This is a genomic window from Stenotrophomonas sp. SBJS02 (genome assembly GCF_020428325.2).
Taxonomy (GTDB): domain Bacteria; phylum Pseudomonadota; class Gammaproteobacteria; order Xanthomonadales; family Xanthomonadaceae; genus Stenotrophomonas; species Stenotrophomonas africana.
In genome coordinates, this window is record NZ_CP109812.1 from 4,078,455 (window position 1) to 4,090,351 (window position 11,897).

General features: G+C 65.0%; 12 protein-coding genes. 6 read left to right on the forward strand and 6 right to left on the reverse strand.

Annotated elements, in window-relative coordinates; genetic code table 11:
• Positions 1-117 precede the first annotated feature (117 nt).
• Complete coding sequence (locus FQS62_RS18830) at positions 118-2,979, reverse strand: TonB-dependent receptor plug domain-containing protein (RefSeq protein WP_208043541.1); 2,862 nt, start codon at positions 2,977-2,979, stop codon at positions 118-120.
• Positions 2,980-3,080: 101 nt separating this feature from the next.
• Between FQS62_RS18830 and FQS62_RS18835 the strand changes: the two genes are divergently transcribed.
• Positions 3,081-3,281, forward strand: coding sequence for a hypothetical protein (locus FQS62_RS18835; protein ID WP_143568495.1), 201 nt, complete (start codon positions 3,081-3,083; stop codon positions 3,279-3,281).
• 326 nt (positions 3,282-3,607) lie between these two features.
• Positions 3,608-4,234, forward strand: a complete 627-nt coding sequence (locus FQS62_RS18840) for a hypothetical protein (RefSeq protein WP_208043542.1) — start codon at positions 3,608-3,610, stop codon at positions 4,232-4,234.
• A gap of 317 nt (positions 4,235-4,551) precedes the next feature.
• Here FQS62_RS18840 and FQS62_RS18845 read toward each other — a convergent pair whose 3' ends face one another.
• Positions 4,552-4,959: an ExbD/TolR family protein gene (locus FQS62_RS18845; RefSeq protein ID WP_019338425.1), complete on the reverse strand. Its 408-nt coding sequence runs from the start codon at positions 4,957-4,959 to the stop codon at positions 4,552-4,554.
• Between the two features lie 151 nt (positions 4,960-5,110).
• Between FQS62_RS18845 and FQS62_RS18850 the strand changes: the two genes are divergently transcribed.
• The 3 genes from FQS62_RS18850 to FQS62_RS18860 all read left to right on the forward strand — a co-directional run bounded on the left by FQS62_RS18850 (position 5,111) and on the right by FQS62_RS18860 (position 8,729).
• On the forward strand, positions 5,111-7,096 hold the full coding sequence (locus FQS62_RS18850; RefSeq protein ID WP_208043543.1) for a transglycosylase SLT domain-containing protein: 1,986 nt from the start codon (positions 5,111-5,113) through the stop codon (positions 7,094-7,096).
• Between the two features lie 66 nt (positions 7,097-7,162).
• The gene (locus FQS62_RS18855) at positions 7,163-7,399 is read left to right on the forward strand and encodes a hypothetical protein (RefSeq protein WP_049447806.1); all 237 of its coding nucleotides are present in this window, start codon (positions 7,163-7,165) and stop codon (positions 7,397-7,399) included.
• 109 nt (positions 7,400-7,508) lie between these two features.
• Positions 7,509-8,729 (forward strand): multifunctional CCA addition/repair protein, encoded by a 1,221-nt coding sequence (locus FQS62_RS18860; protein ID WP_208043836.1) that lies wholly within the window; start codon positions 7,509-7,511, stop codon positions 8,727-8,729.
• A 47-nt stretch (positions 8,730-8,776) separates the two neighbouring features.
• Here FQS62_RS18860 and FQS62_RS18865 read toward each other — a convergent pair whose 3' ends face one another.
• The 4 genes from FQS62_RS18865 to FQS62_RS18880 all read right to left on the reverse strand — a co-directional run bounded on the left by FQS62_RS18865 (position 8,777) and on the right by FQS62_RS18880 (position 10,937).
• A complete protein-coding gene (locus FQS62_RS18865; protein WP_129550635.1) occupies positions 8,777-8,974 on the reverse strand; it encodes a hypothetical protein in 198 nt (65 codons plus the stop codon).
• Positions 8,975-9,076: 102 nt separating this feature from the next.
• Complete coding sequence (locus tag FQS62_RS18870; protein WP_049447808.1) at positions 9,077-9,511, reverse strand: SseB family protein; 435 nt, start codon at positions 9,509-9,511, stop codon at positions 9,077-9,079.
• Positions 9,512-9,560: 49 nt separating this feature from the next.
• A complete protein-coding gene (locus FQS62_RS18875) occupies positions 9,561-9,896 on the reverse strand; it encodes a hypothetical protein (protein ID WP_154349639.1) in 336 nt (111 codons plus the stop codon).
• Between the two features lie 3 nt (positions 9,897-9,899).
• A complete protein-coding gene (locus tag FQS62_RS18880; RefSeq protein WP_208043837.1) occupies positions 9,900-10,937 on the reverse strand; it encodes a S41 family peptidase in 1,038 nt (345 codons plus the stop codon).
• Positions 10,938-11,348: 411 nt separating this feature from the next.
• Between FQS62_RS18880 and FQS62_RS18885 the strand changes: the two genes are divergently transcribed.
• The gene (locus tag FQS62_RS18885) at positions 11,349-11,783 is read left to right on the forward strand and encodes a hypothetical protein (protein WP_208043838.1); all 435 of its coding nucleotides are present in this window, start codon (positions 11,349-11,351) and stop codon (positions 11,781-11,783) included.
• Positions 11,784-11,897: the final 114 nt, after the last annotated feature.

Genomic DNA, 11,897 nt, shown 5'->3' on the forward strand with positions numbered 1-11,897 from the left:
GATCGCCCCGCACCTGTAGAGCCGAGCCCACGCTCGGCTGATTCTCTGAGCCGAGCGTGGGCTCGGCTCTACACCAGCAAGGCAGCGCCGGAACTGACCGGCACTGCCACCGTTACATCAGAAGCGCAGGTCCGCGCGCAGGTACCAGTAGCGGCCACGCGGGATGTCATAGGTCGAAGCGTCGTAACCGTTCAACGAGCACGACAGGCAGATCGGCGGATCCTTGTCGAACACGTTGTTCAGGCCGGCCGTCAGCTGCAGCCCCTTCATCCAGTCGATCTTGTAGCCCACCTGCATGTCGTGGAAGGTGGTGGCCGACAGTGTGTTGGTGCCTGCGGCCTGGTCGCTGCACACCGGGAAGGCAGCAGCATCACCGCAGTTTTCGGTCAGCTCAGAGATGTGCCGTACGGTCCAGTTGGCACTCCAGCGGTCCAACGTCCAGCCGATGCTGGCATTGCTGGTCCATTCCGGAATCGAACTGTCAGCCACTTCCACACCCGGCTTCTGCGGCTGCTTCTGCCCGGCCGCGCCGGTGGCCTCGTAACGCCCGACGAAGGTGTTTTTCCAACCCAGCTTGAACTGGCCGATGGAGGTCTGCGGCAGGGTCCAGAACAGGTCCACGTCCCAGCCATCGGTCTTGATCGACCCCAGGTTGGTCAGGCGGTTGTTGAAACTGCTGACCGCACCGGTGCTGGCACGGGTGATGCCATTGCAGTAGATCGGATCCAGCGTATCCACGCACAGGTCCAGCTGGGTCTGCGCGTTGATCGCCTGGATCGCACCGTCGATGGCATGGCGGTAGAAGGTCACCTCCACATCGAAGCGCTCCGACCACGAGGCGTTGTTGCCGAACCACGGGCTCCACACGAAACCGGCACTGAAGCTGCGCGAGCGTTCCGGCTCCAGCTCGCGGTTGCCGCCGGTGGTCACCGAGATCTGCGAGTTGGCCTGCTGGAAGCCGGCCGGCACGCCCAGCGTGGCACAGTTGGCCGCGCTGCCACGCGGCGGCGTGCCGCCCAGGCCCACCGAGCACGGGTCGAACAGCTGCAGGTCGGCACGTGCCGCCGAGCCGTACAGTTCACCGATCGACGGTGCGCGGAAGCCCTCGGCATAGGTGGTGCGCAGCACGAAGTCATCGGTCACCTGCCAGCGCAGGCCGTACTTGGGCGTGAACTCGCCACCGAAGGTGGAGTAGTCCGAATAACGACCGGCCAGGCTCAGGTCCAGTTTCTTGCCGAACGAGGAATCGGCGAAGATCGGCACGCTCAACTCCAGGTAGGCCTCGTTGACGTCGTAGGAACCGGAGGTCGGCTGTGACGGCACGCCGTTGTAGTGGCCGATCACCGTCAGCGGATCCGGCTGGTAGGAGCCCTTGTACTTGCGGTACTCGAAGCCGGTGGCGAAGGACACCGGACCGGCCGGCAGCGAGAACAGCTCGCTGGACAGGTTGGCGGTGAACAGGCTCAGCTCGTTCTGGCTGCGATCGCGCACCACCGGCTGGATCCACTTCAGCATGTCCGGGGTGATCGAACCGACGCCGCCGAAGATGTTCAGCGGCACACACCCCGGCGTCGCCGCACAGATTGCAGGATCACCCAGCGCCATGTTGACGTTGTAGATGTTGTAGCTGCCGTAGTTGGTCTGCTCGGCCTTGTTCTTGCTGTACATGCCGTTGACGTCCCAGTACCAGCTGCGATCAGCGGCATGGAAGTCACCGACCAGACCGGTGGCGAAGTACGTGGTATCCACCTTCTGCTCGAACACGCGCGCGCCGCCTTCCACCGGGCGGCGGCCGATCAGGCTCATGTTGCCGCCGGACACCAGATCGAAGCCGAACGGGTTGTACGGGTTCAAGCGCGACACCACGATGTTGTCGGCCAGCGGGTTGCCTGTGGCGCCATCGGGGCCGAAGAACAGCGGCTCCGGCCCGGCCTGGTTGGTCGACTCTCGGCGGTTGCCCAGGGCCTTGACGTACCACTGCACGTTGTCGGTGATGTCAAAGCGGAACTGACCGAACAGGCCTTTGCGCTCCGACGGCGTCAGCACCATGTTGTACTCGGCGAAATTGAACCGATCAGCGCTGGTGAAGCAGTGATAGTCATCGGTGCGCGTGCAGCCGGCACTGCCGTCGTAACGCGGGTTGCCTACGCCGGTATTGGGCACGATGTCCTGCTCGGCACCGGTGTTGGGATCGACGAAGGCGAAGCGGCCCTGCGGAATGCCGCCGCTGCCGAAGGCCAGGCCAGTGCCGGGAATCGGGAAGCGCGACTGCTCGCGATCCTTGGCGAACACCGGATCCTGCTTGGTCCAGCTGGCGCCCAGGAACAGGCTGTAGCGGTCACCGCTCTTGCCCCAGGCCAGATCCACGCCCTTCTGCGTGCCGTCGCCCTTGCTGTACTCACCGTAGTTCAGTGTCACCTGCCCGCCGTCGAAATCGCGGCGGGTGATGATGTTGACCACGCCGGCAATGGCATCGGAGCCGTACAGCGACGACGCGCCATCTTCCAGCACTTCGATGCGCTCGACGATGGCCAGCGGAATGGTATTTAGATCGGTGGCCGAGCCGACGCCGGAGGCGGACGACTCATTGACCCAGCGGATGCCATCGACCAGCACCAGCACGCGCTTGGCCCCCAGATGGCGCAGATCGACCTGCGCGGAACCGGCACCCACACCACTGCCGTCAGGCGGGAAGCCGAAGTTGCCGGATGAATTGAACTTGGCATTGAGCGCCGAACCAGAGCCGGTGAGCTGCTGCAGCACCTCGCCGATCGAGGTCAGGCCGGTGCGTTCGATGTCGCCGCGCGTCAGCGTCTGGATCGGTACCTGGCCTTCGACTTCAGCGCGCTTGATGCGGGTACCGGTCACTTCCACCGCATCGAGGTTGGTGGTGGATTGTGCAGCGACACCCAGCGGGGCCAGGGCCGTCACGCACAGCGCAACGGCAACCGCCAACGGGCGGTGATGCAGGTGAATCATTCGCTCTCTCTCCAAAGGAATGTCGGGACATTGGCTGCCGCGCTCCCCCCTGCATGGCGGCAGCGTCTCCTTTGTAAACAAGTGGTAAAAGTCGCGGCGTGATGATCGACACTCTTTCACGCGGAATTGACGCAAATGCGGGCCGATTGCGACAGATGAATGCAATTAAAGACCGGACGGTACTGTTCACAGCAGGCAGCCTTGATGCCGGCTGCGACATGGATCTCTCAGCTTTCGCGCAGTTGGACAGTGCTCTTGACGACCCGTCCAACGACAATGCGCCTGCGTCATCGGCAGCATGATGATCGCCGCTGCCGTCGGGTTGATGGTATCGATCAGATCGCTTTCGAGCTGGAACTTACCAAGATGGCGAGTAACCCGTAGGGAGGGGGCCTTGCAGTGACGGACTGCAGATCGCCGAGATCACCGTGCGAACGTGAGGCACTCAATGGCTGCCCTTTCGGCTGCTGCCATCTTGATGACAGAGCCACATGCATCGACTTGCTTGAATCTTACGAAGCAAACTCAGACAACATTTAGGAATAGTTTGAAAATTGCCCGTCAGACGAATCTCAGGGGCCGACAAAGGTGAGACTGAGAACCCCAGTCATTCTCATGAGGCACAATTGTGAAAACAATCACCGTCATGATCCATGTCGCGATTGTCACGGCATTGCTTCTGTTCTCGGCAAGCGAATCGAGAGCAGGAGGCCTGATTGAATGCAACAACTGTGCATCTCCAAAGGATGCAGCCCTGCTGTCAGGCTCCGGGTTGGCGGTTGTAATGGACTTCGAGAGAGCCAGACTGAGCGCCTTCGAAGTTGAATATGACCGCGAGATCAGAAAGTGGCGCGCACTTTCGACACCGGTTCCCGCACAGATTCAAATGGCCTTCCTACGGATTCTGGATGCGACGTCAGCCTTTCGAGCGCCACCTGAAGAGGCCCACGCGATGGCAGGAGGCGGATCAGTGGTCGTGCTGCATCCAGACAACCCCGGAAACTCCAATGGAGTGAGGTTCCCCGAGTCTTACAAGTCCTCCAATACCTTTGACATCGTCTCCTCAGCCACACTGCGAACCCGACTTGGCCAGTATCTAGCCACAGAATTGGCAGGAGCCAATACGGGAAGCCCAACCTGGAACAGCATTGCGCTCTCGATTCAACAAGCGGCCCTGAACTGGGCAGGCCTCAAAGGTGGCGGATCCATAACAATAATGATCACATGGCGTGATGGGTCTAAGACGCTTTATTGAGTAACACCGGACAACGTTGCCGAAGCCAAGTATCAGAAGGGCGAAAGCCGCGACAGCACAGGCAACAAGGTTCCTGACGAATCCATCGCCGACCCGATCTCCGCCCCTTCGTACGCCGGACAATACTATTTCGGCCAGCATGGCGACCTGGACAACTGGGTCAGATCCGCACAGATGTATGGAGTCCCCGTCCAGCGCGGAAGCAGCAGCCGCATCTCGTGCAGTTGGGATGGTCGCACAGTCTACTGCCAGCAATACTGACACCCTCATCCGCCGCTCATGTCGCAATCTCCCCATGAGCGGCGGTTTAGATAGCGCTACCGCACGAACGCAATGCGCTCCATGCCGGTGGCCTCGGCCGCAGCCAGGATCCGGGCCATGCCTTCGTACTCGGCCGCCGGATCGGTGGCGATGCGCAGCTCCGGCAGGTTGCCGGCATGTTCGCCCGCCTGTGCCTGCAGGCGCGCCTGCAGTTCGCCGATCGCCATCGGCTGGCCATTCCAGCTGAGCTGGTTGGCAGCGTCCAGGCGCAGCTCGATCGGCGGTGGCGGTTCGGGACGGTCGACCACCCGATCGGTGGCCTGTGGCAACTGCACGGCAATCGGCCGGGCCACGATCGGCGCGGTCACGATGAAGATGATCAACAGCACCAGCATCACATCCACCAGTGGCGTGACATTGATGTCCGCCAGCGGGCCGCTTCTTCCTGCGCTACTGAACGCCATGTGCCGCTCCCTGCAGCCGGGCCGTTCGCCCAAGGCCGACGTTACGACGCCTCCCATCCGCTGCGGCAGTGGCCTGCGCGGGGTCATTCAGCTGTCGTTGCCGACGCTCGGCGTGCACGCAATGCGAAACTGAATTCAGCCATCGCCCGCTATGCTGGTCGCCATGACCCGACGCACTTCAACTGCCCTGTCCCTGCTGCCCTTGGCCACCACGCTGCTGATCGGCTGCGCCAACGCCCAGTCCCTCGACGCCCAGAACGCGCAGCTGAAGGCTGCGATCGCTGCCGCCGAACGCGGCCAGTTCGATCCCGGCCAGGCCGCTGCACTCAGCCGCCATCCGGCTTACGGATGGCTGGAGTACGCCAACCTGCGCCGCAACATCGACACCGTCGATACCGCGCAGGCACAGGCCTTCCTCAAGCGCTATGACGGCCAGGCCGTGGCCAACACGTTCCGCAGCGTGTGGCTGCCCTCGGTCGCACGCCGCCAGGACTGGCCCACCCTGCTCGCCAACTGGGTGCCCACCGACAACGCCGGCCTGCGCTGTGCGCAGCTGACCGCGCGCCAGGTGACGGGCAAGGTCGATCCGCAGTGGATCAGCGAGGCGCAGGACCTGTGGCGCAAGAACGGCAAGTCGCTGCCGGACGGCTGTGATGCCGTTTTCGCCGTGCTGCAGGCGCAGGGTGGCCTGAGCGACGCCCTGCGCTGGGAACGCATCGATGCCGCCGCCGACGCCCAGCAGCCGGCCGTGATGCGCAGCGCCGCACGTGGCCTGCCTGCCACCGACCTGGCGCTGGCGAACAATTACGCTGCCTTTGTCGACAAGCCCAATGCCAGCGCGTTGAACTGGCCGCGCAACGAACGCAGCCGACGCATCGCCACCGATGGCCTGGCCAAGCTGGCCAAGGCCGACCCGGCCGCCACCGAACAGCAGCTGCCGCAGTATGCCCAGGCGCTGGGCCTGAGTGCCGAGCAGCAGGGCCAGGTGCTGTACCAGATCGCATTGTGGACGGTGGCGTCCTATCTTCCGGATTCGGCGCGCCGCCTCAATGCGGTACCCGAATCGGCGTATGACGAGCGCCTGCACGAATGGCGCGTGCGCGAAGCGATGTCGCGCGGCGATTGGCCAGCGGCACTGACAGCGATTCGCAAGATGGCCAGCAAGCAGCGCAGCGACCCGCGCTGGCGCTACTTCGAAGGCCGCATGCTGGAGAAGACCGGCCAGGCCCAGCAGGCGCAGCCGTTGTTCCGCGAGGCCGCACGCGCACCGACCTTCCACGGTTTCCTGGCCGCCGACAAGCTGCAGCAGGGCTACACGCTGTGCCCGTGGACGCCGAATGACAGCGCGCAGGCACAGGCAGTAGTCGCGCGCGATCCGGCCATCCAGCGCGCGATGGCGCTGTACCAGATCGACCGTGCCGGCTGGGCCGTGGCCGAATGGAACAGCGCGCTGTCGCGCTTCGATGACACCCAGCGCCGCCTCGCGGTACGCGTCGCGCAGGACAACGGTTGGTTCGACCGCGCCGTGTTCGCACTCGGCAAGCAGCCGCAGGAGCAGCGCCTGTACGACCTGCGCTTCCCGCTGCACCACGACGCCACCATCCGCCGCGAATCGGCTCGCAACGCGATCGATCCGGCCTGGGTGGCGGCGGAAATCCGCGCCGAGAGCACCTTCACCCCGCGTGCGCGCTCGCCTGCCAACGCCATGGGCCTGATGCAGGTGCTGCCGGCCACCGGTGCCGGCGTGGCCAAGTCGATCGGCCTGACCGGCTACGGCGGCGCCGACAGCCTGTACGACCCAGACACCAACATCGCCATCGGTACCGCCTACCTGCGCCAGCTGATGAACAAGTACGACGGCCTGCCGTACGTGACCATCGCGGCCTACAACGCCGGCCCGACCCCGACAGCACGCTGGCAGGGCCAGCGCCCGGGCTTTGATCCGGACCTGTGGATCGAGACCATCAGCTACAAGGAAACCCGCGAGTACGTCGCCCGCGTGCTGGCCTTCAGCGTGATCTACGACTGGCGCCTCAATGGTGATGCGCTGCCGCTGAGCGACCGCCTGATGGGCCGCCTGGTGGACAAGCGCAAGAGCTTCAGCTGCGCCGCCAACGCCGACCAGGGCGGCGATTGATCGCAACACGGTGGTGCCGGCCGCTGGCCGGCACGACCCGGTATCCATTCCCGGGGAGGGGAAAACATGAGCCTGCTGGCCTGGATCGGGATATTCGCCGCCTGGAGCCTGCTCGCCACCTGGGTGCTGCGCTGGGGTGGCGCGGCCTGGATGGAAGGCTGGAAGTCGCTGGCCTTCGTCGACAGCTGGGGCAGCCTGTGGGACGAAGCGCAGATCAAGCTGTATTTCCTCTGCCTGTGGATCGTCTACGGCCTGTGGTTCCTGGCCGGCCTGTTCGTGCCGGAGTGGCGCGGTTTGCCGTGATGCCCATTGGTAGTGCCGGCCGCTGGCCGGCAGCTTCGGGATGGCTGCGATTGCCGGCCAGTGGCCGGCACTACCGGAACATCTGCACCGGCCATGCGATCATCCCCCCATGAAGATCTATCTTGTCGGCGGCGCCGTACGCGACCGCCTGCTGCAGCGCCCTGCCGGCGACCGCGACTGGGTGGTGGTTGGCGCCACGCCCGCGCAGATGGAAGCGCAGGGCTACACCGCCGTCGGCCGCGATTTCCCGGTATTCCTGCACCCGAAGAGCGGTGAGGAATACGCACTAGCGCGCACCGAGCGCAAATCCGGCCGAGGCTATCGCGGCTTCGTGGTTGATGCTGATCCGGCGGTGACGCTGGAAGAAGACCTGCAGCGTCGCGACTTCACCATCAATGCGATTGCCTGCGACGAAGACAGCGGTGCGCTGGTCGATCCCTATGGCGGCGTGCGCGATATCGAGCAACGCGTGCTGCGTCATGTCGGTCCGGCCTTTGTCGAGGATCCGCTGCGCGTGCTGCGCGCGGCACGCTTCATGGCACGCTTCGCGTCACTGGGCTTCACCGTCGCCGAAGAGACCATGGCACTGATGCGCGAGGTCGCCGCCAGTGGCGAACTGGACGCGCTGGTGCCGGAACGCGTCTGGCAGGAACTGCGCAAGGCGCTGGTCAGTGAACGGCCCTCCGCCTTCCTGCGCACGCTGCACGATGCGCAGGCACTGGGCCCGATCCTGCCCGAGCTGGAAGCGCTGTATGGCGTGCCGCAGCGTGCCGAATTCCACCCGGAAGTCGACACCGGCATCCACCAGGAAATGGTCAGCGACATGGCCGCGAAACTGGCACCGGGTGATGACCTGGTCGGCTTCGCTGCCCTCACCCACGATCTCGGAAAGGGCCTGACACCGCCGGAGGAATGGCCGCGCCACATCATGCACGAACAGCGCGGCATCAAGCCGCTGAAGGCATTGTGCGCGCGGTTGAAGATTCCCACCGAGCACCAGCAGCTGGCCGAAGCGGTGTGCCGCGAGCACTTGAACGTGCACCGCATCGACGAACTGCGCGATGCCACCGTGCTGGAACTGCTGGGCCGCTGTGATGCCCTGCGCCGGCCGGAGCGCGTGGCCCGCATCGCACTGTGCTGCGAGGCCGACAAGCGCGGCCGGCTCGGCTTCGAGGACGCCGACTACCCACAGGGCGAAACGCTCAAGCGCCTGCACCAGGCGGCGCTGTCAGTGCAGGCGCGGGATCTGGATACCACGCATCTGAAGGGCCCGGCCATCGGCGAAGCACTGGCCAAGGCGCGGGTGAAAGCCATCGCCGCCGCCCGCTGAAGCACCGGGTAGTGCCGGTCGCTGGCCGGCACCTTCACATCTCCCGTCTATCGACGGCGCTTGCGCGAAAAATGGTCGACAGCATGAGCACCCAACAAGATGGGTTGCATCAAGAGGAACAGCCATCCACCCAACCGGAGCGTCTCCACCGGATTGAACCGGGTGATGAACGCAGCTGCCAGTGCCAAACCCGCAAGAAGGCCGATTTCATGGACCCATAGCGATCGGTTGGAACGCTTGCCCACGATGCTCCTCTCCATTGAACAGGACGCGCTTGCAAGCCATCGCCGCCGTCCGGCACAACGGGTAGTGCCGGCCGCTGGCCGGCAACCAGACAATCACTGGATTCAGTGCGCCATCCCACGGGTGATCGCCGCCGCACGCTGCTTCAGCTGGGCCACGGCATCGGGAATCATCTCCATGCCCACGTCCAGGCCCGGGTTCAGCACCAGGCCGACGCCGTCGCCGATACCGGCCAGCAGCGCGTGCACCGCGATCGGCATGGCATGCGCGAACTGCGGCAGCTGCTCGTGCCACAGGCCGGCGCGCTCGGGGGCGGTGAACACCGCGAACATCGGCTCGCCGCTCTCGCTGGTCAGCACCAGCGGCGAGATGCTTTCGTCCCAGGCGCCATCCTCACCAATGGCCTTGTCCAGCAGCACGAACGCCGTCGAAGTCAGCAGGCCGTCGAGGAACTGCGCTGCGGTCAGCGTGCTGTCCTGGGCCTGCAGCAGGCGCACCTCGAGGTCGTTGAGGGGTTCGAACGGGGTGTCGTGGTCCATGGTCGGTTCCGGTACGTGGTTGCAGGGCAGACTTTAACAGGCCCGGTCCTCAACCGAGGAATCCGTGCCGCCACAGCCAGCCCAACGCCGCCAGGCCGGCCACCCCCACCAGCATCAACGGCAGGCCGAAGCGGTGCCGCCACGGGATCGGCACCCCACCCAGCTGCTGGTCCATGGTCTCGGTGTCCAGCACCCAGCCGTGCCCGCACCGGCTGCAGGCCAGCTCGTAGCGACGCTGGTAGGTGAAACCGAACAGCAGGTCGATGCGCGCCATCCTGTAGCGCAGTTGGGGCGCGAACTCGGTTTCCGTCTGGCAGCGCAGACAGTGATGGGCTTCGGTCGGGCCGACGATCAGCACCCGTTCCTGTTGGCCGATCAGGATCATGGCTCAGTGGCCCTTGCAGGCGGGCTGGGCCAGCAACCAGGCTTGGGCGGCGGCCAAAGTGGCGGCATCACCCTCGATGCGCTGGTCGGGCTCGATCTTCAACCCATCACCACGATCATTGCGGTCGCGCATCACGGTGGTGGTCAACAACAGGCGGCTGCCATCGGCCAGTGTGCGCACGTTGTTGCCAGTCGAGACCCCTGCCGTCGGCTGGCCGAAGCTGCGCGTCTGCGCGCGGCCACGCCACGCCAGCGCCGAGGCCTCGCCCGAACTGCCGGTACGCGATCCGAACAGCACCGCCACCGGCGCGCCAGGCTGCCGCAGCACATACCCGGACTGGCCGAAGTCCAGCACCGACTTGCCTGCACGCTGCACGGCGGTCGCGGTCAACGTCCAGCGCTCCGGCCCCTGTGCGGTTTCGAACGACCCCACATCTTCGTTGTTCACCACCGAGGTGCGCAGCAGCGGTGCCATGCCCAGCAGCATCGGCCACATGTTGCCACCGCTGTTGTCACGCAGGTCGACGATCCAGCCACAGCGCATGCCGTCGTCCTTGCTGCGGATGACCTGCTGCCACCGCGCGGCGCGCTGGATGTTTTGGCGGAACGCTTCCTGTAGCGTCGCGCCGGGCGTGGAGGCATATCCCTCGATGACCAGCCAGCCGATGCGCGCATCCACCGCGTCGGCGGCCTTGGCCCTTTCCACGGCGACGGCGCCGACCTGCTGCGCGCGCGCAAGGGATTCGCTCTGGCGCTGGGTCGTCGTCCATACGCCATGATTGCCCGTGCTGAGCGCAATGGCTTCGCGCAGCAACGCCAGCCGCTTCACGGGGTCTCCCTGCACCGATTGCAGTCGTGTGCGGGTGGCGGGCCAGTCCACCCGGTCGCGATACAGCGCCTGTCGTTCAAGCAGGTTGAGGATCTCGGCCTCCGCCTCCGGCGAGGGCACTTCGATTGCCTTGGGCGTATCGGCCATGGCGTTGGCAGCCACCAGCGCGATCACCAGCGTACCAATACGACGCACTCCCTTGCGAACCTGCATGTGACGTTTCCTTGTCGTTGAGTCAGGCGCGCAGCATAGCCCGCAGCTGATGGCTTCCGCCATGCGCGAACTGTCGTATCTGGCCCCGCCGCGGGTTGCAGCAAGACAGCCTGCACGCGATCAGAAAATTGCAACTTTGCCCATGTCATCGCCATGTAGAACGCGAGAAGGTTGCTTCCGTCGGCGCCTCCTGCGCTGGCCGGGATTGGCGTCCTGAATCAAACATCAAAGAGAACGGGTTGCCGTCGTTGCGGCAATCACGACAATGCACCGGCTCGCCCATGGCGGGCGGTGCGTGGGGATCCTCGTGATCCGTCGGCTTTTTTTCTCTTTGATTTTGACCGGCACGCCAACCCGCACCGCCCGCCACCTTGCATGCCGCAGGTGGCCTTGCTCCGTGAGGTTGCCGCCATGAACACACCCTTCCCCACCTATCCACGCCTGCAGGCACTGCTCGGCGCCGCGTTGCCCGGCCTGCAGCTCTCCAATGCCGTAGCCGAGGCATTGGAAGATGCGCTCACCGAAGTCCACGAACAGGCGCCGCCATCCGCATTCTTCGCGCGGTTGCGCGCCATCACGCACAGCCACGCTGCCGATGGTCAGCCGTGGCGCGAGCGGCAACTCAGCGAGGCGCGCGGTCGGGACCTGGCCGAGGCAACGCGCTGCCTTGCCGCATTGTCCGCCTGCGGCGGCGTGTTGCTGGCCGCACAGTCGGCGCGTGAGATGGAGGATGCGTCCGTGCAGTGTCCGCCGCACGTGGAGGAAGGCCTGCTGCATGCAGTGATGGTGTTGGCCGATCACGCGGGGGCGCTGGTGGAACCCGATACACACGCTGCTGTGTTGTAGAGCCGAGCCCATGCTCGGCTTTGTGGGATTGGACCGAAGCAGCCGAGCATGGCTCGGCTCTACAGGGTCATGGCAGCGGAGAGATTCGTGCCGACCAAGGTCGGCACCTACCAG

Bases quoted from the DNA above. Each gene is read 5' to 3' on its own strand.
- FQS62_RS18830 (WP_208043541.1), bottom strand. From the start codon at position 2,979: ATGATTCACCTGCATCACCGCCCGTTGGCGGTTGCCGTTGCGCTGTGC.
- FQS62_RS18835 (WP_143568495.1), top strand. From the start codon at position 3,081: ATGATCGACACTCTTTCACGCGGAATTGACGCAAATGCGGGCCGATTG.
- FQS62_RS18845 (WP_019338425.1), bottom strand. From the start codon at position 4,959: ATGGCGTTCAGTAGCGCAGGAAGAAGCGGCCCGCTGGCGGACATCAAT.
- FQS62_RS18850 (WP_208043543.1), top strand. From the start codon at position 5,111: ATGCTGGTCGCCATGACCCGACGCACTTCAACTGCCCTGTCCCTGCTG.
- FQS62_RS18855 (WP_049447806.1), top strand. From the start codon at position 7,163: ATGAGCCTGCTGGCCTGGATCGGGATATTCGCCGCCTGGAGCCTGCTC.
- FQS62_RS18860 (WP_208043836.1), top strand. From the start codon at position 7,509: ATGAAGATCTATCTTGTCGGCGGCGCCGTACGCGACCGCCTGCTGCAG.
- FQS62_RS18870 (WP_049447808.1), bottom strand. From the start codon at position 9,511: ATGGACCACGACACCCCGTTCGAACCCCTCAACGACCTCGAGGTGCGC.
- FQS62_RS18875 (WP_154349639.1), bottom strand. From the start codon at position 9,896: ATGATCCTGATCGGCCAACAGGAACGGGTGCTGATCGTCGGCCCGACC.
- FQS62_RS18880 (WP_208043837.1), bottom strand. From the start codon at position 10,937: ATGCAGGTTCGCAAGGGAGTGCGTCGTATTGGTACGCTGGTGATCGCG.
- FQS62_RS18885 (WP_208043838.1), top strand. From the start codon at position 11,349: ATGAACACACCCTTCCCCACCTATCCACGCCTGCAGGCACTGCTCGGC.